The organism is Turicibacter sp. TJ11 (genome assembly GCF_021497505.1).
GTDB lineage: Bacteria > Bacillota_I > Bacilli_A > MOL361 > Turicibacteraceae > Turicibacter.
The window spans coordinates 2,337,150-2,357,012 of sequence record NZ_CP069349.1 but is presented as its reverse complement, the minus strand read 5'-3'; the positions used below and the strand labels follow the sequence as shown (position 1 = coordinate 2,357,012).

Here is a 19,863-nt window from a genome sequence, read left to right as displayed (position 1 = left end):
TTCACGTCTATCTTTTAAAATTTAACAATATGATTTAACATAAAGAAGATGTCATAAATGTTAAAAATGAATCTTGATCAATAGAGCTGTTCATCATTAACAAGCCGAAGTAAGCACAGGATAGTTATCCACAGTTTTATATGTTAGCAAGAGGGGAATAAATATGGACTTAAAAGAAACTTTACAACGAATGCATCACCAACAATTGTACTACTGTAATAATGATAAACTAATGGAAAAACAAGAGAAGTGTTTAGAGCGTTTATATGATTTTAATCAAACACGGCCAACTGAATCTCAAAAACGAGCTGAATTGTTAAAAGAAATGTTTGCTGAAATTGGAGAGGGATGTTACATCGAACCCCCACTTCATGCCAATTGGGGAGGACATCATGTTCATTTTGGAAATTATGTTTATGCAAACTTTAATTTAACTCTAGTAGATGATACACACATTTATGTCGGAAATCATGTTATGTTTGGACCGAACGTCACTTTAGCAACAGCAGGTCACCCTATTCATCCTGAGCTTCGAAAAAAACAAGCTCAATTTAATGCTCCGATTACGATTGGCAGTAATGTATGGATTGGTGCAGGTGCTATTATTTTACCCGGAATTACAATTGGGGATAATACCGTGATTGGTGCTGGAAGTATCGTGACAAAAGATATTCCAGCCAATGTTATTGCTGTTGGTAATCCATGTAAAGTATTAAGAACGATCAACGAATATGACTTTCAATACTATTTTAAACAAATGGAAATAGATCTAAAGTAAGAGAGCTTAAGCTCTCTTTTTTAACTTATATGATAGTGATTAGCCATCATCTCTAAAAATAATGTTTAATCTCATCATCATACTAAAAAATTGGTATAATAAAAAAGATTCACAAGATGCCCCATTACTTGTCTCGTCTTGGCATTTACAACTAACCTTATCTATTAAAATCATTAACAAAAAATTTTTGTTTATCATTTGTAAAAAAAAGATTTTTCTCTTTAAAACTTAAAAATTTTCTAACGTAAAAATATCATTTTAAAATTGCAATATTTGACGTATAAGTAATCCTGAATAAAAATGTGAGGTTATATTTATGAAACAATACCTTGAAGATTATGTAGATGTTATTAGGAAACTTCCTCTCAAAAAAAAGTATACGAAAGATGAACTTCTAATTTCTGAATTTTTAATTGAAAAACAAGATGATCTTGAAATTTACTATGCACCACACAATGACTATTTAAATCCTAACGCTAAAATTTTCATTGTTGGTATTACTCCTGGATTTGAACAAATGAATACGGCAATATCAGAGGCTAGACAGTGTATCGCTGATGAGATGTCACTAGACGAAATAAAATATCGTTGTAAAGTAGCGGGACGTTTTAGCGGAAGTCTTCGTCGAAACTTAATCACATTATTAAATGAATTAAATTTAAATAACTATTTAGGAATTACTCATGCCGAACAACTATTTAATGAACACGATGAACTACTGCATACAATTTCCTTAATCCCATATCCCGTCTTTGTTAAAGGAAAGAATTATACGGGACATAGTCCAAAGTTATTAAAGACTCCTCTTTTATTAGAGTATATTACAAAGCATTTTATCGACGAGTTATCTAAGCTAGATGATGTTTTCATTATTCCACTTGGTAAAGGCGTTGAAGAGGCACTTCTTTATCTAGCCAATCAACACTTAATTAAAAAAGAACAAATACTACAAGGATTCCCTCATCCATCTGGAGCTAATGCCCATCGCTTTAAACAATTTGAGGAGAATAAAGAATCCATGCTTCAACAAATTGATCACTGGTTTAATAAAGACTCTAATTCTACTACTAAAACTAACAATTTAGTTAGAACCATGCAATCTGAGGATATTGAAAGAGTAATGGATATCTAGTTAAAAAGTACGATTAAAGCACCCCCTTTTATTTCAACTGACTACTGGGATCAAAATTATCAGATTGTTAAAGATATTTATTTGCCAAATGTTAAGACAACACTCTTTGAAGAAGATGGCATCATTAAAGGATTTATTAGTATCTTTGATCATTCTTTTATTGGAGCTCTGTTCGTCGACTCAGCCTATCAAGGTCACGGTATTGGGCGTACACTTCTTAATTATGTTTTTAGTCAATATCAACATTTAAGCTTGACAGTATATAAAGATAACTTAGCTACTGTTCAATTTTATCAAAAGCAAGGTTTTAAAATTATAAATGAACAACTGAATCAAGATTCACACAAGTTAGAATATCTCATGCAAAAATAGGACCCCAACTGGGGTCCTATTTAATTAAATAACGAAAGTCCCGTTTCAGGAATTTCTCAAACTTCAACTTCTATCCTTAAAGTGGCCGTAGCCCCTTGTTCATCTTTTAATTGATAAGTGACCTCATAATTCCCTACTTCATCAATATCTATAGTATTATGAATCACTTCGATCTTAGATGTTAAATCGTTACCCTCAAAATCATAAGCTGGTACGCCTTGTAGTAAATTAAACGGTTTATCAGAAGAAATAGTTAAATCCTCTACTCCACTTAAAATAGGTGCTTCCCCTTGTTCGACCACAACATCTACGTCAATCGTGCCTGGAAATTAGATAAACTCACTAGCATAGACTTGAAAAGAAGCTATAAATAAAATACTGATCATACTAATCATTATAAATAATTTATTCCGCATATGAGACTCCTACCTTTCAGAGAATAATTGCTTATAATATGAGAGTTTAACTGATGATTTATGTCATTTCACAACAAAAGTGGACAGTTCATACTGTCCACTTTTTAATTTAGCCTTTGCTATTAAAGAGTACCTTTTTTAAAATTAAAATGGAAAATCCTATAACAACTAAAACGCCTAAAAAGGATAAAATCGTACAAATTCTTGAGAGCCATATCCCTACATCAAATAATAGCGTATCTGTTTTACTTGGATCAAATAATAAAGATACCTCATTAATACTCTCTTTAATCATCCCATGATTTAAAAGAATTAAAGAAAAACCACTAATTAAGCCCATCAACAATCTTTTATAGTCCCCCACTTTAAATCCCCCTATTTTTTTCAAACTAATTTTTAGAATATTTTTCTTTTTTTATCGTATAACAAAATAGTCAGTATTTTCAACATAAAAAAATCATCCATATACAAATTGAAAAAAACTCACATCTAATCAAAAAAGATTGGCGATCATGATATAAAAAAAAAAGCACGATGTGCTTTTAATCTGGAACCTATGTCAAGGACATTTAAAAAAACATGAGTTATGCTGCATTTAAAAGATGATTTCTGTATCCTACAGGAGTCATCTTTTTTAAATTCCACTGATATCGAGCTGTATTATGGTACATCATATAGCGTTTAATTTCGCGTTTTAACTCTTCTAAGTTCTGGCATTCTTTAAGTAAGGCTTCATCTTTAAAATGCCCAAAGAATGATTCTTGGGGGGCATTATCCCAACAATTTCCCTTTCTGGACATGGATTGTCCTAATCCTTTTTTCTTTAATAAATTTTGGAACGTTGGACTGGTGTAATGGGCCCCTTGATCGGAGTGGATAAACGCTTCTGGATGAAGGGGAATTCGTTTATTCCTAAATAATTTTTCAATCGTCTCTGTCACAAGTGGCATTTTAAGATGATCTGAAACATGATAAGATAAAATTTCATTCGTAGAACCATCTAAAATCGTGGATAAGTAAGCTAATTGCCCCTTTCCGTAATAAACATACGTAATATCGGTCAATAACACTTTACCAGGAACCTCTTGTCGGAATTCACGATTTAAACGATTAGGAACGACTCGGTGTTCTTCTGTCCCTTTAACTATTTTTTTATAAGGATTTTTTCGGCGATGTGGGCAGATGATATCGAACTTTCTCATGATACGTCTAATTCGTTTCAGACTATAAATAATCCCCAGTTCATTCTCTAATGTCATCTTAATTTGACGAGAACCTTTTTTATAACCACGTCGATGGAATACATTTAAGATAACATCACGAACCTTTAAGTCATCCTCTTCACGTTTCAATCGATGATATTTAGCTGATTCACTGAAATAACGATAATACCCTGAACGAGAGACGTTTAGGGTATCACAAAAATAGTGAATAACGCCAGTTAAGTTAAAGCGTTCAATCACTTGGTGAATTAACTCATATTTTTGAGCAGTCGTCAGGGACTTAACTACTTGAGTAACCCCCTTTCCATCAAATAGACCTTTTTTAACAATTCATTTTCAGCCTCTAATAACTTCATTTTAGCTTCAAGCTTAGCCATTTTTTCTTTATCTGTTAACTCTCTATTTTATCGTCTTCCAGAGTTCGTTTGACGGGTATCTTTCAATCCTAATATGCCTGACATTCGATAAGCCTTCTTCCAACGTGAAGCAGCCGCTTCAATCCGTTTCATTCCTATGATGTCAATATCAAATCCTGCTTGTTCAAAGATCATTCTCGGTGTTTTTGACTCATGGATTTGTCGGACGACTAACTCTTTAAATTCATCGCTGTAAGTGATTGATTTGTCGGATACTTTTTTAACATAGGGGTTTTTAGTTAACAGCTTCATCTCTTTTTCAGTAAATGTTTTTTGACTCATTTTCTTCACCATTCTTCTCTAAAGTTGTCTTTATTCTATTATAAAATAAAAGAACCTATAAGCTCACACTTTTTTTAAGTGTCTAGCTTATAGGTTCTATTTTATTTTTTTAATCCATATAATTTGTTGTTTCCGTTGGTAGACCTTTATATTTTAAACGCGCTTCAATCACATCTTTAATAATTGAATAAATTAAAGCAAACATTGGAACACCAATAATCATTCCTACTAATCCGAATAATTTTCCAGCGACTAAAATCGAGAATAAGATCCAGAAAGCTGAAATTCCAATTGAATCTCCTAGGATTTTTGGTCCGATAATGTTTCCATCAACTTGCTGAATAACAAGTACGATGACTAAAAACCAAATGGCTTGAATTGGGGAAACAAATAAAATGATAATCGCTGATGGAATAGCCCCTATAAATGGACCGAAGAATGGAATAACATTCGTGATTCCAATGATGACAGAAATTAATAAAACATAGGGCATTTTAAAAATTGTTAAAATGATAAAAGTTAAAACTCCAATAATAGCAGAGTCAACAATTTTTCCACCAATAAAACGACCAAATGTTAAATTCGTGCGCTTAGCTAAATCTAAAATCACTCTTGTATGTTTTTCATTAAATAATGAAGCCGTCACTTTTTTTCCAAGTGCAAAGAATTTTTCTTTATCAATTAATAAGTAAATAGAAATAATAATTCCTAATACAATGTTCCAAATACTTGATGCAACAGACATAATACCATTTCCGATAATCGGTAATAAATTCGTTAAAACCTGTATCAATAGATTTGTCAATTCCGTGAATTTTTTACTGATGATCGCCATGTATTCTTCATTAATATCCATATCATACAATTGACTTTCAACCATGATCGTTAGTTCTTTTACATACTTAGGAATGTCATTAACTAAACCAACTAAACTTTCAATCAATTGCGGTAAAACAAATTGCATAAAGACATAAATGATAATTCCAGCCGTTATATATGAAAGAAAAATACCAATTCCTCTAATAGAAGATTTCTTTGCTTTATTTAATCCTTTTACTTTAAAAATTTTCTCTTCGTAAAACTTTAAAATAAAGTTTAGAAGATAGGCGATAACAAAGCCAATCATAAACGGTTGAAAGATCCCCACAATTTCATTTAGTTTTCCTGTAAAAGCCTCCAATTTCGAAATAACGTTATAAAAAATAATACTTAAACTAACGACAATGAACGCATATACAGCGATTGTATTATATTTCTTATCCCAGTTGATTTTCATGTGTCCTCCTATGACTTTTTGTCTTTCTAATAACTATCTATTCATCATTATATATCATAAGTAGAATAAATTTACACCTTTGTCCTCATATTTCTACTATTTTTATATATATGTAAAAACCACCTTAAAAAGGTGGTTTTTTATTATTTTAGCTTAACTGCTCCAGATAATACATCATATCCTGTGTAAGCTAAAGCAACTGCTGCAATGACTAGACGTTCATGTGCTAAGTCCGTTACTGTTGCATCAACCATTTGTTGTGAATGTCCTGTAATTTCACAATCAGCAATACCGATATAAGGATGGATGGTTGGACAAATATTACTAATATTTCCGATATCCACTGATCCAGTACTTGATTTATGTGGATGAATTTCTTTAATTCCTAGTGAACGAATATTTTCGTTAAACGTTTGTGAAAGAATCTCATTTGTTTTTAAATCATCGTAAGATAACTCATAGTTACTTACTTCTAACGTTGCTCCTGTCATTAAAGCTGCTCCTTGAGCAATCCCTAACACTTTTTCCTTAACAACTGCTAAGTATTCTTTAGTAGCTGCGCGAATATAAAATTGTGCTGTTGCATGTTCAGGTACAATGTTAGCAGCGACCCCACCATTTGTAATGATTCCATGCATTCTTACATCTGATGTTACGTGTTGACGTAACGCATCAACACCATTAAATAATTGAATGACTGCATTTAAAGCATTAATTCCATCTTCAGGAGATGCTGCGGCATGTGAAGGACGCCCTGTATAATCAAATTGTAAAGCTTCCATTGCAAGTGAAGTTCCACTTTCTGTTGTATAGCCAGAAGGATGAACCATCATGACCGCATCTAATCCATTAAAGACCCCTGCTTCTGTCATCGTTACTTTAGCACCATTTGTTTCTTCTGCTGGTGTACCAAAGACATAAACTTTTCCACCCACTTCATCGATTACTTTGCTAAGAGCTACCCCTGCCCCAACACTAATCACACCGATCATATTATGACCGCATCCATGTCCTAGTTCAGGTAACGCATCATATTCACAAAGATAAGCGACTGATAATCCTGGTTTTCCACTATCATAAACAGCTTCAAATGCCGTCTCTAATCCTGCTACAGGACATTTAATTTCAAAGTTATGTTCTTTTAAAAATGTTGTTAATGTTTCAACTGCTTGATACTCTTGATTTCCAAGTTCCGGATGATCATGAATAAAGCGATTCATTTGTACTAAACGTTCTTTTAAAGATTCCCCAATTGTTAATAACTGCTCTTTCATTCTAACATCTCCTTATGACCATCCCATTAAGATGGCAACTGTAATAAAGATTATAGCTAATACTCCAAAAATTAATTGTAACGGTAAAATCCATTTAACCCATTTTGACCAAGGAATACCTGATACCCCTAAACAAGCCATTAATACTGCACTTGTTGGGAAAATAGCATTTGAGAATCCATCACCAAATTGGAAAATTAAAATAGATGTTTGTGGTGTAATACCTACTAACTCTCCAAGTGGTGCCATAATCGGCATTGTTAAGGCTGCTTGTCCAGAACCTGATGAGATAAAGAAATTGATGAACATTTGAACAAAGAACATGACATATCCAGCAACTAATGAAGGTAATTGACCGATGAAATTAGATAATTGATAAAGAATCGTATCGATAATTTGACCATTTTCAGCTAAGATCACAATCCCGCGAGCAAACCCAACAACAACAGCTGCTCCAATCATATCTTTTGCTCCGCTAACAAATGAATTAGCCATATCATCTAAACTTAAGCGTCCAATAAGCCCAGACACAATCCCAGTTGCTAAAAATAATGCTGCAATTTCAGAAATTCCAAAATCAAACTTTAAAACTCCAACGACAATTCCCGCTAAACAAAGTAAAATTAACGATAAAATCAATTTATGTCTAGTCGTAAATTCAAGATGCTCATTCTCTGATTCTTTTAATTGTTCACGTCGAGCTTGATCAATTTCATAAACTGGACTTAACTCTGGATTACGTTTAATTCGACGACCATACCACATTAAAAATAATGTAGCAGCAATCGTTGTTACAGCCCAAACTAATGTACGATATCCAACACCTGATCCAGCTTGTACGTTAGCAATATTTTGTGCGACACCAACTGAAAATGGATTAATCATTGCGGTAGCAAAACCAACAATACATCCCATATAAGAGATGGCCATCGCCATAATACTATCATACCCTAAAGCTAAGCATAAAGGAATGAGCATTGTAATAAATGGAATGGCTTCTTCCGTCATTCCAAAGACAGCTCCACCGATTGAGAACAATCCTGTGATCACCGGAATCATTAACATTTCTTTTCCTTTGAATGATTTGACCGCATTTGTCATTCCGGCATCAATGGCACGAGTTTTTGTAATAATCGCAATTGATCCACTAACTACAAATAAAAATGCGATAATTTCAGAAGCACCCATCATTCCTTCTAATGGAGCTTGTAGTAAACTAAAAATTCCTTGTGGTGTCTGTTCAACATAACTAAATGATCCGTCAACAACGACTGTTCTCCCTGCATCATTAACGATACGATCATAAGCTCCTGCTGGTAAAACCCAAGTTGCAACAGCAACAATCGCTAAAATAAAAGAAATAATAACTAATGTATGTGGAACTTTAAACTCTTTGGTTCCCTCTTTTTCGTGTGTTTTTGCTCTTTTTAAGCTTAACATATTTCTCTCTCCTTTTATTTCATGTTTAAATAGCTTTTAGTTTAAGGAGGTAAGTAAAAAGTCTTGAGCCATTCACTCAAGACCTTCAGAAAAGAAAAGTACCACCCTTAACTTCCAGTTCTTAAATGATAATTCTCCACAGTAATTAAAGGGACTTTAACATCGCAATCAAAAAGTCCTGAGTATCACTCAAGACTTTTATCATATAACCGAATTAAGTTAGGATGATTTAAATCTGGAATGATAGCTCTCCACAATAGTTATTGTGACAATGTTAAGCATATTATACTTAACACCAGCTCTATAGCCTTAAAGTATCAGCTATAGACTTCGGCGAGAATTCCTTTCCTATTGAATCAACGTCTTCACTCCTCAATAGTACTCTTAATTACCGCACCTCTATCTAAAACCTATTTAATTTATAATTTTATCTTATCTTATTTTATACATAAAAACAACATTATTTTATAAAATACTATTAATTATCCGATACTTTTTAGTGTTGTAGATAAAAAAACTCTTATTTTCGACCCATTTTTACATCCCTATATATCAATTATAAGAAAAATTTCTTTCTATATTAATATAACTTCAAATAAAAAGGAGTCTCAAGGAGACTCCTTTTTTACTTAAGTAAAGCTTTGATTGCATCTGAGACAAACTCTACATTTGTACCGACAATTACTTGAACATTCGTTTTATTTAAATGAACAATTCCACGAGCACCCACTGATTTTAAACCTTTTTCGTCAATTAGTGATGAATCACTAACTTCTAAACGTAAACGCGTGGCACAATTATCTACCGATAAAAGATTATCAATTCCACCTAAGTATTTAACGTATTGTCTTGCTAGATCTTTATAATCTCCGCTAATAACTGTATTTTCTGTAAATTCATCCTCGTCGTCCTCACGACCAGGAGTAGGCAAGTTAAACTTAATAATTGCAAAATAAAAGACAGTAAAGTAAATGATGGCTACAACTACTCCAACCACTAAGAGAAGTAATGGTTTAGTGGCAAAGTTAAAGTTTAAAATATAATCAAGAAATCCAGCTGAGAACGTAAAACCATGTAAAATGCCTAATAAATCAACAATAAATCCTGAAATAGCTGATAGTAAGGCGTGTAATACTAATAAGATAGGTGATAAGAAAATAAACAAAAATTCAAGAGGTTCAGTTACCCCTGTTAAAAAAGCGGTGAATCCTAATGAAAGTAACATTCCTCCAATTGCTTTTCGTTTTTCCTTTTTAGCAGCAAAATAAATAGCTAACGCTAGAGCTGGAAGACCAAACATCATAACTGGGAAAAATCCAGCCATAAAATGTCCCGCTGTTGGATCGCCTGCAAAGAATCGATTTAAATCTCCGGTTGCTCCATTGAACTCTCCTAATTGGAACCAGAAAAATGAATTTAACACATGATGTAATCCTAACGGAATTAATAAACGGTTAAAGAACATGTACCCTGCAACTCCAAATGCTCCTAATCCTGCAATTTGAATGGATACGTTAGCTAAAAAGCCTTGAATGACTGGCCAAACGATAGCTAGTGGAATAGAAACAACAAATGAAATAAGTCCTGTCATAATTGGGACAAAGCGGCGTCCCCCAAAGAAGGCTAAAAATTCTGGTAATTTGGTGTTTCTAAACTTGTTATAGGCTAAACCTGCAATAACACCAGCGATGATTCCACCTAAAAATGAAATATCTAGTGTTCCAACGATATCTACTGCATAATGTTGTCCCCAATACTCTGCACAAACATTTGTTAGCGTTAAGTATGAAATAACTCCAGCTAATCCCGCTGCTCCATTTTGATCATCTGATAACCCAACAGCAACACCAACCGCAAATAACAGTGGTAAGTTATTAAATAAAGCTGATCCGGCTGCTGCTAAAAATGGTAAAACCATATCAACACCTGGAATAAAACCTAATGCTTCAATGACATCTGCTTGGCCAAAACGAAGCATTAAACCTGCAATCGGTAAGCAGGCAATTGGTAACATTAACGATTTACCGATACGTTGTAGGAACTTTATCATTTGTTCATCCCTCCATAAGATATCTTATATTTATAAAAATACTGTGCGAATCGCATCAATATTTTCATAACCCACTTCATGTTTATACTCTTTTATAATCACCATCGAGTAATAAAGATGCTGCTTCCTCATCAAGTATTAGAACAACATCATGATGAAATTGTAAGATAGATGCTGGGACTTCGGGTTGTACTTTTCCATAAACCATATCATGAATGGCTTGAGCTTTACTAGTTCCTGTCGCTAATAGCATAATTTTGCGACTTTTAAAAATCGATCCAGTCCCCATGGTAATCGCATATTTAGGAACTTCATCAATATGATTAAAAAATCGTGCATTAGCTTGACGAGTCGATTCATCTAATTCAACAATATGTGTTCCTTTTTCAAAGTTAATCGTCGGTTCATTAAATCCAATATGAGCATTATGTCCAATACCAAGAACTTGAATATCAATACCACCTACATCTTTTATGAGCTGCTCATATCTTATGCACTCTTCTTGCATTGAGTCAGCCATTCCATTTGGGATGTGAATGTGATTTTTATCAATATTCACATGATTAAATAAATATTCATTCATAAAGTAATGATAACTTTGTTCATTAGTAGGTGATATCGATAAATATTCATCCAAATTAAAAGTTTGTACTTCTGAGAAATCAACCAGTCCTTGCTGATACATAGTAACTAGATTTTCATACATTCCAATTGGTGTACTTCCCGTCGCAAGACCTAACACACAATTTGGTTTTAGTGTAATTTGACTTAATATCATCTGTGCTGCTTTTTGACTCACTTCATTATAATCTTTGCAAACTAAAATTCTCATTCTCTCACCCCTTAATGAAGTTGATTATAGACTTCACGCCCCTCAACAATCGTTAAATAACAATTCATTTGTTCATCAAAAATCGAAATATCAGCATCTTTCCCAATCTCTAAACTTCCCTTACAATTTGAAATTCCGATCGATGTCGCAGGATTTAAAGAAGCTAAATGGATAGCTTCACCAAGTGTCATATTTGTATGCTTTAAAAAGTTATACACAGCTTTATTTAACGTTAAAATACTACCTGCTAGATTCCCACTTTCTAAGCGTGCTGCACCATCTTTAACAAATACAGCTTGTCCACCTAAATCATAAACACCATCTTTCATACAACCAGCACGCATACTATCTGTGATTAACACGATTTTATCTTTGCCTTTATTGTCTAATAAGAATTGAAATAGTACTGAATTGACATGAATCTTATCTGCGATGAATTCAGTAAAAACATCACTTCCAAGTGCTGCCCCAACGACTCCAGGTTCTCGATGATTTAACGGCGTCATCGCATTAAATAAATGAGTCACATGTGAGCATCCGCAACGAAATGCCTCTTTCGCTTCATGATAAGTAGCATTAGTATGTCCTATCGATAAAGTAATGTCTGTTTTTTCTTTGACTTCTTTAGTAAATGAATAATCCTTATCCATTTCAGGAGCATACGAAACTAGTTTGATGACATCGGTATAGTTTTTGATAAACTCATAGTTTGGTTTAAGAATATACTCATCAGACTGAGCCCCTTTATAAATCGCATTAATAAAAGGCCCTTCCATATGAGCACCTAATACTTTTGCCCCTTTTAACGGTTGATTCATACATAAACGAACGATATCTAAAGCTCGATAAATATCTTTTTGGCTCATGGTCATAGTCGTTGGTAAAAAAGCTGTTACTCCGTTTTTAGAAATTCCTGTACTAATGATTTCAATTGCTTCTTTTGTTTGATCCATTGTATCTGCACCACAGCTTCCATGCACATGAACATCTATTAAACCTGGAGCAACATACATTCCTTTGACATCGATTATCTCACAATTGTCTGGAATCTCAGTTTGAATCCCTTGAATGGTTTCATCAAAAACTAAAACTTTGTTTTCTATCATTCCACTAGGTGTAATAATTTTTCCATTAATGATCGCTCTCATACCTCACCTCGTCTAATTAATCTTCGTGTAAAACAATCTCAAAATCATGTTTATTACTCATAAAAATAGAAACAGTATACTCCATCACTTTTTCATCAGATGTATAAACAATACGATCTATTTTTAAAGCGAGTGTATTTCGAGGTTGTTTTAACAATTTAGCCTCTTCTTTATTAAGCATGATTGGTGTGATAATTTGTTCAGCTTTTATCACCCTATACTGATAGATTTCTTTATAGATATGATATAGAGAATAGTTTTGAATTAAATCTTCTGTTAAATTTGAACACATTTTCGGATTTAAATAAACGGTTTCTAAAACAACTGGATCTTCATTAATATAACGAATACGTTTAATCTTATAAGCGACAGATTGATCCATTTGGAGTTTTCTCTGTATATTTTGACTTCTTTCGCCTAAACTAAATTCTAATAATTCATTTGACACATCAAGTCCCTGTTTTTTTAGAATTTGTGTCAATCCTTCTAACTTTTCATACCGATGTCTTTTCTTTTTAAAAGCTACAAATGTTCCTTTCCCTTGTTGACGGTCTAATAATCCCTCGTTTACTAAATTTACAATCACCTTATTTACCGTCATTCGACTAATTCCTTGTAGGCGACAGATTTCACGTTCTGACATTAAAGCATCTCCCGGTTGAAGTTCACCTTTATCAATCATTTCTCGGATAATTTGTGAAAGTTGCAAATGTAGCGGAATATCTAGTTGTTTATCTACTTTTTTCAATAAAGGATCCCTTCTTTCCTCTTAGGCTAGATGGTATATACCAATTCCAATACACCCCTATTGTAGGTGATATCGTTTACTTTATCAAGTTGTTATTGGAAAAAAATTCAAAATATTTCCACAAAAAAAGGCGCGATGAAGTGCGCCTAGTTTTTATTAATTAGTGTCATTATTCTTTATCCTCTAGGAATAAACTTTAAGTTGATTGCTTAAGGTGAAATAACGAGCTTATTGCTTCTTTCCAAAAAGCAATAACTAAATTCATACAAATTAAATTCCTTAGTGTTAAGAATTATAATAAAAAGACTGTACTCATCAAAATCTCTACTTTATTGACTCTGAGATGGTTACAAGTACTTCACTTTCTAGTGTGGCCAGTACATCGTGTTCAACACAAGCGTTAAATGATAAAAAATCTCCTGTCAATAATTCATAACTTTGTCCATCACTAAAACTCATACTAATTTCGCCTTTAATGACATAAATGGTAGCATAACCATTATGATTATGTTTAGGTAAGCCACGCCCAACCTCAAATTTAAAATAAATAGTTCGAAACTTAGCATTGTTTGCAATGACTTGTTTGGCTTCTTCTAAGTTTTTTAAACGATAAAATTCATTTTTTTCACTCATAGTTTACCTCCATTCTACTCTTTTAGTATGTGCGATTCTGTTGTTTATAATCTTCACTAAATAGGCTAACCCACATACGATACAGTAAGGAGGAGATGAAATGAATAAACTAGATTTAAATAAATTATGGATCAATTATCGATTACCTAACTTGAGTCAACTCTGTCCAAGACGGTACACGTTAACTCATTCAGATGAAACAGCTGACTTATTCTTAGTTGTTGGATCTGAATTTGCTTATGAAAAATTCACAGCAATGCGTGATGAGGTGATTGGTGAATGGTTAACTAATAGTGCTTCACAATACTATTTTTATATTCGCGTAAGAGTTGACGGTGTTGATGGCACTGAATCATCAGCTAAAAGAAATGAAATTTTTATTAAACATCTTCCGCTCACCTTATCTGCGATCAAACAAGGCGATCCACACCTATTTTATTTTTATCCACAATTTCTTAAAGCTCCTATATATGTTTATTTTCAATCACAAGATCTTAGTTTGAATCGTACAGAGTGCTATGGATCATTTACCGATTATTAAATCATCTTAACAAATCCAGTACATTCATGAACCCGTTTATATCTTTTTTTAATCATATCCGGGTCACTACCTATATACTGACAAAATGACTGGATTGGAACTAAATCTTTGATCTGTGAAGCAACCCCATTTGTTCCATCAATGTAAACATGCAAATAAGTACTTAACTTCATAAAATTTTGTTTTAAATACCAACGATGAATCCACTCATCATCACGCGTCCACGCCTCAAGATAGGTAATTTCTTTTTCTTTCAATCGATGTTCGACTTCTTTTAATAAAGCCACTCCAATTCCTTGATGACTATAGTCAGGATGAACAGCTAAATGCCAAATCATTGCACCTCTCGTTTCATGAGCAGTACAAATTTTATTTGGCTCTTCTTCATACTCAACATCGATTAAACCAACCACGATTCCATCCTCTATGGCGACTAGCTCAATCGATGGATATTGATAAACGTCCTTTTCTTTGATGACTATATCATAGTAAGCCGTATCTAAAAAAGCTAAAACTCGGCAACGTAACCAACTGATTTGATCGTCTGATTGATAATCTCTAATTTCCAAGCTAATCCCCCCTACCTATGAACATTATACTCACCTTATTCACCAATCATGTTTTCTTTTCATTAAAAAGAGGTATCGTTAAGATACCTCTTTTTAACTATTCTTCTATATAATTCACAGATGCTAAAGGTTCAGATGTATTCTTTAAATCTAAGACATGATCTAAGACAATCGTCACTACCATTGCTCCTAGTGCAAGACTAACCCAACCTAGACCTTCGTGATATAAAGGTAATCTCTCACAGAATGTTGTTAATAGTCCTAAATGAATACCCACTTGATTCAACGCATAAATGACACTTACAATTCCAGTCACTAAAATCGTGACGCGATAAACAAGAAAACTTTCTTTAATCAAACGATTCATCATTGATAATACAATTAATACGATGGCAACTGGGTAAATAGCATCTAAAACAGGAACTGAGAGCGAAAGAATTTGATTTAGTCCCATATTAGCTAATGTCATACTACATAAAGCTAAGATAGACGCCCATCCGTTATAGCTTATCTTAGGTGTTAAAGAAGCGAAGTATTGACCACATGAAGTAATTAATCCCACACATGTTGTTAAACATGCTAATGTAAAAACGATCGCTAATAAAATAGCGCCTGGTGTCCCAAAGATATCATTCATCACATACGTTAATGTCTGAGCACCATTTTCTGTTTCACCATGAACTGCACCACTCATTGCCCCTAAGTGTCCTAAAATTAAGTAAATAAAGATTAAGAGTGATCCCGCTACTAATCCTGATTTAATCGTACTTTGAATCACTAACTTCTCATCTGTAACACCTTTTGTTCGAATGGCTAACGCAATAACAATTCCAAAATTCAAAGCTGCAATGGTATCCATTGTTAAGTACCCTTCTAAAAATCCTTTAACAAAAGGGATCGTTTGATAATCATGTGTTGGCATTCCATATTCGCCTATTGGTTTAATAATTGAGCCAACAAAGATTAAGACGATTAGGGTTAATAAAGTAGGAGTTAAAACTTTTCCCATTCGGTCCACTAACTTTGTTGGAGATAAAGCTAACCAATACGCACAAGCAAAAAATAAGGCTGTAAATAAAAATCTTGCTAATACGATTGAAACCTCAGCAGGTAAGTAAGGTGCTACTGCCATTTCAAAAGGAAGACTTCCCGCACGTGGAATTCCAAGTCCAGGTCCAATTGATAAATAAATTAAAACTGTAAAAATTGAAGCGAAAACTGGATTGACGCGCGCTGCTAAGTTATAGAGTCCTTTCGATTTAGCTACTGCAATCACCCCTAAAACAGGAAATCCAACAGCGGTAATAAAAAAACCTAACATTGCAATCCACATCTGATGGCCTGCACTTTGCCCTAGAAAAGGTGGAAAAATTAAATTTCCTGCTCCAAAAAATAAAGAGAATAACATTAAACTAACTAAAATAAAATCTTTTTTTGATAAATTACCCATGACGCTCTCTCCCTTCAAAGTTTATCCTTTCCCCTAGAATAAACTTCCTTTCATTTTAATATTCATTGATACTCCCACTGTCTTTAATCATCTTGATTGATCCCGTCACTCCCCCCTCTACATATTCATGCTTAACCCGAAGAACTAAGTTAAATGTTTGTCGCTTAAAACAAAAAAATCCCATGAATCTCACATTCATGGGACGAAGTTCTCCGTGGTACCACCCAAATTCTATAAGCTTAAAACTTATAGCACTTTACACATCTTATCTTTTACAAGAGTTCAATGGCTTATTTTGATAACGGGAAAAGACGCCCGATAAGACTTACTACTCGTTCAGTCTTACTTCTCAGAGATGATTTTCAATTAGTTCGTAACCATCGACTCTCAGCAATCATCGACTCTCTGTAAGGACTTAAACTAATCTACTCGTTCTCTTCATCGAATTTAAATTTGTTGTTGTGATTATATTAGCATCTCAATTCATCAAAGTCAATTTTATTTTTACATTTTATGGTAATTTTTTATTGTAAGTGTTACGTATTCACATCTTGATTTACTCACTTCATTCACGCATCATAAAGAAGCTAACTAATATTTCATATAGTCTCACCTGATGTTAAAATGTTATAATATAATCTTACCCTGTGTCGTAAATTGACGAAAAAGGGTCTGAAATCTAATATATGAGGTGAAAAATTGATGACTGGTGTTGAACAGATTGTTAAAGATAAGACATTAACTTTCGAACAAAAAGTTGTCGCATTAGCACGTTACGCTGAAAACAGTGTTGAAGTCCTAAATATTTCAGAAGATACACAAGCTTTACGTGAAGCGGGAATCATTTGTGATTTATTTGAAGGAAATGTTCCTTATCGTCCACGTTACATTCTTCCAAATTACGAAAAATTTATGAAGGAAGGGTGTAAGTTTTTACAGTTAGATCCTCCGACAAATATTTGGGAAGCTACAAATTACTTATTAATTTTTTATAAACATGTTCCTTCAATTACAACGATGCCTGTTTATATTGGGAATATTGATTACTTATTAGAGCCATTTATTGAGGATGAAGAAGAAGCAAAACTTGCGATTCGCCTATTCTTTACTCAACTTGATCGCACGATTACAGACTCATTTTGCCATGCTAACTTAGGGCCTAAGGCAACACGTGCTGCAAAAATCATCTTAGAAGTTGAACGTGAATTAGAAAATGCGATTCCAAACTTAACTTTAAAATATAATGAGGAAACCCCTGATGATTTAGCTATTGAAGCGATTAAAACGGCTTTAGCTACAGCTAAACCAAGCTTTGCTAATCACAATATGTTCACTGAAGACTTAGGTGAGTACGGAATTGCAAGTTGTTACAATGGACTTCACGCCGGTGGAGGTGCACATACGCTCGTTCGTATGCGTTTATCTAAATTAGCTGAAACGGCAACAAGTATTGATGATTTCTTTAATCATAAATTGCCTCACGCCATGACTTGTATGGCTGATTATATTAATGAACGTATTCGTTATATCGTTGAAGAAAGTACCTTCTTTGAAACAAACTTCTTAGTGACTGAAGGTTTCATTTCAAAAGATCGCTTCACATCAATGTTTGGTTTAGTTGGTCTTGCAGAATGTGTTAATACGTTATTAAAAGCTGAAAAACTTGAAGATAAATTCGGTCACTCACAAATTGCAGACGACTTAGGAGTTCGTATCATGGAAACGATGGAGGCATTTATTCATCAATTTGAGAGTAAACATTGTAAAGTGACGAATGAACGATTATTACTACACGCACAAGTGGGAATTGGTGATGACATCAATACAAGCCCAGGTGCACGTATCCCAATTGGTGAAGAACCAGAGTTATGGAAACATTTAAAACAAACGGCTCGTTTCCATAAATACTTCCCATCAGGAACTGGAGATATCTTCCCATTTGAATTAAACGCTGTTAACAATCCAGAATTCATTTTAAATATTATTCAAGGAGCATTTAAAGAAGGAATGCGTTATTTCTCACTTTACTCATCAGATGCAGATGTGATTCGTATTACTGGCTATCTTGTTAAACGCAGTGAAATTGCCAAATTAGATCAAGGAATAGCAACACTTCAAGATACAGTTGTTCTTGGACAAGGACAAGTTCGTAATGGAAAAGTGTACGAGCGTAAAGTACGTTAATGAACGGTTACTTAAATAAGATTATTCCTTTTAGTTCAGTCGATGGACCTGGAAATCGTACAGCGATTTTTTTACAAGGATGTAATTTCGACTGTATTTACTGTCATAATCCTGAAACGATTAATCACTGTATTAATTGTAGCTTCTGTGTAAAAGCTTGTCCGGTTGACGCATTAACGATTAATCGTGAAAACAGACAAATTGTTTTTAACTCAAACTGTTGTATTGAATGCGATGCTTGTACAAAAACATGTCATCGCAACAGTACGCCTAAATACAAAGTAGCGACTGCTGATGAGATTATTAAGGAAATCGAAAATTACCGTCCTTTTATTCAAGGAATTACTGTGTCTGGAGGGGAATGTACCCTTCAAGCTGAGTTTCTAATCGAGCTATTTACGAAAGCAAAAGAAATAGGCCTCACTTGCTTCATTGATACAAATGGATCAACAGATTTAAGTCAGCAAGAAAAACTTATGAACTTATGTGATGGCGTAATGCTTGATGTAAAAGTATGGGATAAAGAAAGACATAAAAAATATATTAAAGCAGATAATGAGATGGTACTAAAAAACTTAGATTATCTTGTAGACTGTGGAAAACTTTATGAAGTCCGTACCGTTGTAGTTCCTGAATTATTTAATAATGAAGAAACTGTCACAAACGTGGCTCATAAAATCAAAAATTCAACTGCCCGTTATAAATTAATTAAGTATCGCCACCTAGGAGTTCGAGAAAATAATTTAAATCTGACTACTCCTACTGATCATGATATGAATCACTTAGAACGTCTAGCTCATGAAGTAGGATGTTTCAATACCATCATTGTGTAACCATAAAATTACAAAATAAAGCAGACCAATAAGGCCTGCTTTATTACGTTCTACTTCAAATGAACATCATCCTCTTTAACTGAAAAATCACATATTTTTTTTGATAACTCTTAAATCATGACTAAATAAGTTATTCTTTTTAATCTTTAACCTTCCACTTACTAAGGTTCATATCATTTATTTTAAAACTCATGCATATCCTTTAGACAGGAATAACATTTATCCTTCATAAAAAGGAAGTGGTCTTATGGGGTGGTTTAATCAAA

General features: G+C 33.6%; 18 protein-coding genes, 1 pseudogene, 1 riboswitch and 1 other annotated feature. Of the genes and pseudogenes, 6 read left to right on the top strand and 13 right to left on the bottom strand.

The features are described 5' to 3' along the window. Positions 1 to 163: 163 nt before the first annotated feature. From JRC48_RS11300 to JRC48_RS11290, 3 genes are all read left to right on the top strand, one after another. The gene (locus tag JRC48_RS11300; RefSeq protein WP_235069604.1) at positions 164 to 778 is read left to right on the top strand and encodes a sugar O-acetyltransferase; all 615 of its coding nucleotides are present in this window, start codon (positions 164 to 166) and stop codon (positions 776 to 778) included. A 316-nt stretch (positions 779 to 1,094) separates the two neighbouring features. Further along, positions 1,095 to 1,910 (top strand): hypothetical protein, encoded by an 816-nt coding sequence (locus JRC48_RS11295; protein ID WP_235069603.1) that lies wholly within the window; start codon positions 1,095 to 1,097, stop codon positions 1,908 to 1,910. Positions 1,911 to 1,922: 12 nt separating this feature from the next. Next, complete coding sequence (locus tag JRC48_RS11290; RefSeq protein WP_370630403.1) at positions 1,923 to 2,282, top strand: N-acetyltransferase; 360 nt, start codon at positions 1,923 to 1,925, stop codon at positions 2,280 to 2,282. 56 nt (positions 2,283 to 2,338) lie between these two features. Here JRC48_RS11290 and JRC48_RS11285 read toward each other — a convergent pair whose 3' ends face one another. The 11 genes and pseudogenes from JRC48_RS11285 to JRC48_RS11235 form a co-directional block, all read right to left on the bottom strand. Further along, positions 2,339 to 2,584, bottom strand: a complete 246-nt coding sequence (locus JRC48_RS11285) for an immunoglobulin-like domain-containing protein (RefSeq protein WP_235069602.1) — start codon at positions 2,582 to 2,584, stop codon at positions 2,339 to 2,341. 223 nt (positions 2,585 to 2,807) lie between these two features. Next, the gene (locus tag JRC48_RS11280) at positions 2,808 to 3,062 is read right to left on the bottom strand and encodes a hypothetical protein (protein WP_235069601.1); all 255 of its coding nucleotides are present in this window, start codon (positions 3,060 to 3,062) and stop codon (positions 2,808 to 2,810) included. Positions 3,063 to 3,282: 220 nt separating this feature from the next. Beyond that, positions 3,283 to 4,619, bottom strand: a pseudogene (locus JRC48_RS11275) (IS3 family transposase). A 109-nt stretch (positions 4,620 to 4,728) separates the two neighbouring features. Next, positions 4,729 to 5,895: an AI-2E family transporter gene (locus JRC48_RS11270; RefSeq protein WP_235069600.1), complete on the bottom strand. Its 1,167-nt coding sequence runs from the start codon at positions 5,893 to 5,895 to the stop codon at positions 4,729 to 4,731. Between the two features lie 143 nt (positions 5,896 to 6,038). Beyond that, positions 6,039 to 7,169, bottom strand: a complete 1,131-nt coding sequence (locus JRC48_RS11265) for a M20 family metallopeptidase (protein WP_235069599.1) — start codon at positions 7,167 to 7,169, stop codon at positions 6,039 to 6,041. 12 nt (positions 7,170 to 7,181) lie between these two features. After that, positions 7,182 to 8,609, bottom strand: coding sequence for a YfcC family protein (locus JRC48_RS11260; protein ID WP_235069598.1), 1,428 nt, complete (start codon positions 8,607 to 8,609; stop codon positions 7,182 to 7,184). A 236-nt stretch (positions 8,610 to 8,845) separates the two neighbouring features. Beyond that, positions 8,846 to 9,019, bottom strand: a riboswitch (Lysine riboswitch). A gap of 215 nt (positions 9,020 to 9,234) precedes the next feature. Beyond that, positions 9,235 to 10,659, bottom strand: coding sequence for an N-acetylglucosamine-specific PTS transporter subunit IIBC (gene nagE, locus JRC48_RS11255; RefSeq protein WP_235069597.1), 1,425 nt, complete (start codon positions 10,657 to 10,659; stop codon positions 9,235 to 9,237). Between the two features lie 82 nt (positions 10,660 to 10,741). Then, positions 10,742 to 11,491 (bottom strand): glucosamine-6-phosphate deaminase, encoded by a 750-nt coding sequence (nagB, locus tag JRC48_RS11250; RefSeq protein ID WP_235069596.1) that lies wholly within the window; start codon positions 11,489 to 11,491, stop codon positions 10,742 to 10,744. Positions 11,492 to 11,502: 11 nt separating this feature from the next. After that, entirely contained in the window at positions 11,503 to 12,639 is a 1,137-nt protein-coding gene (gene nagA, locus JRC48_RS11245) for an N-acetylglucosamine-6-phosphate deacetylase (protein WP_235069595.1), read from the bottom strand. 16 nt (positions 12,640 to 12,655) lie between these two features. Further along, positions 12,656 to 13,387, bottom strand: coding sequence for a GntR family transcriptional regulator (locus JRC48_RS11240; protein ID WP_235069594.1), 732 nt, complete (start codon positions 13,385 to 13,387; stop codon positions 12,656 to 12,658). A gap of 324 nt (positions 13,388 to 13,711) precedes the next feature. Continuing rightward, positions 13,712 to 14,020: a cupin domain-containing protein gene (locus JRC48_RS11235; protein WP_235069593.1), complete on the bottom strand. Its 309-nt coding sequence runs from the start codon at positions 14,018 to 14,020 to the stop codon at positions 13,712 to 13,714. 100 nt (positions 14,021 to 14,120) lie between these two features. Between JRC48_RS11235 and JRC48_RS11230 the strand changes: the two genes are divergently transcribed. Continuing rightward, positions 14,121 to 14,561 (top strand): staygreen family protein, encoded by a 441-nt coding sequence (locus tag JRC48_RS11230; RefSeq protein ID WP_235069592.1) that lies wholly within the window; start codon positions 14,121 to 14,123, stop codon positions 14,559 to 14,561. On the opposite strand, the gene JRC48_RS11225 is transcribed toward JRC48_RS11230, so the two are convergent. Together JRC48_RS11225 and brnQ are read right to left on the bottom strand one after the other, a co-directional pair. Further along, positions 14,558 to 15,130: a GNAT family N-acetyltransferase gene (locus JRC48_RS11225; protein ID WP_235069591.1), complete on the bottom strand. Its 573-nt coding sequence runs from the start codon at positions 15,128 to 15,130 to the stop codon at positions 14,558 to 14,560. The two genes, JRC48_RS11230 and JRC48_RS11225, sit on opposite strands and share 4 nt — an antisense overlap. Positions 15,131 to 15,227: 97 nt before the next feature. Next, positions 15,228 to 16,580, bottom strand: coding sequence for a branched-chain amino acid transport system II carrier protein (gene brnQ / locus JRC48_RS11220; RefSeq protein WP_235069590.1), 1,353 nt, complete (start codon positions 16,578 to 16,580; stop codon positions 15,228 to 15,230). Positions 16,581 to 16,775: 195 nt separating this feature from the next. After that, positions 16,776 to 17,031, bottom strand: a binding site (T-box leader). A 251-nt stretch (positions 17,032 to 17,282) separates the two neighbouring features. Between brnQ and JRC48_RS11215 the strand changes: the two genes are divergently transcribed. Further along, entirely contained in the window at positions 17,283 to 18,764 is a 1,482-nt protein-coding gene (locus JRC48_RS11215; protein ID WP_235069589.1) for a YjjI family glycine radical enzyme, read from the top strand. Beyond that, positions 18,764 to 19,597, top strand: coding sequence for a YjjW family glycine radical enzyme activase (locus JRC48_RS11210; protein WP_235069588.1), 834 nt, complete (start codon positions 18,764 to 18,766; stop codon positions 19,595 to 19,597). The genes JRC48_RS11215 and JRC48_RS11210 overlap by 1 nt, the downstream gene beginning before the upstream one ends. The last annotated feature ends 266 nt before the right edge of the window (positions 19,598 to 19,863 follow it).

Excerpts from the sequence above, each read along its gene's own strand:
- nagB (WP_235069596.1), bottom strand. The coding sequence starts at position 11,491 with ATGAGAATTTTAGTTTGCAAAGATTATAATGAAGTGAGTCAAAAAGCA.
- JRC48_RS11270 (WP_235069600.1), bottom strand. The coding sequence starts at position 5,895 with ATGAAAATCAACTGGGATAAGAAATATAATACAATCGCTGTATATGCG.
- JRC48_RS11265 (WP_235069599.1), bottom strand. The coding sequence starts at position 7,169 with ATGAAAGAGCAGTTATTAACAATTGGGGAATCTTTAAAAGAACGTTTA.
- JRC48_RS11215 (WP_235069589.1), top strand. The coding sequence starts at position 17,283 with ATGACTGGTGTTGAACAGATTGTTAAAGATAAGACATTAACTTTCGAA.
- brnQ (WP_235069590.1), bottom strand. The coding sequence starts at position 16,580 with ATGGGTAATTTATCAAAAAAAGATTTTATTTTAGTTAGTTTAATGTTA.
- JRC48_RS11260 (WP_235069598.1), bottom strand. The coding sequence starts at position 8,609 with ATGTTAAGCTTAAAAAGAGCAAAAACACACGAAAAAGAGGGAACCAAA.
- JRC48_RS11295 (WP_235069603.1), top strand. The coding sequence starts at position 1,095 with ATGAAACAATACCTTGAAGATTATGTAGATGTTATTAGGAAACTTCCT.
- nagA (WP_235069595.1), bottom strand. The coding sequence starts at position 12,639 with ATGAGAGCGATCATTAATGGAAAAATTATTACACCTAGTGGAATGATA.
- JRC48_RS11230 (WP_235069592.1), top strand. The coding sequence starts at position 14,121 with ATGAATAAACTAGATTTAAATAAATTATGGATCAATTATCGATTACCT.
- JRC48_RS11300 (WP_235069604.1), top strand. The coding sequence starts at position 164 with ATGGACTTAAAAGAAACTTTACAACGAATGCATCACCAACAATTGTAC.
- JRC48_RS11235 (WP_235069593.1), bottom strand. The coding sequence starts at position 14,020 with ATGAGTGAAAAAAATGAATTTTATCGTTTAAAAAACTTAGAAGAAGCC.
- JRC48_RS11210 (WP_235069588.1), top strand. The coding sequence starts at position 18,764 with ATGAACGGTTACTTAAATAAGATTATTCCTTTTAGTTCAGTCGATGGA.
- nagE (WP_235069597.1), bottom strand. The coding sequence starts at position 10,659 with ATGATAAAGTTCCTACAACGTATCGGTAAATCGTTAATGTTACCAATT.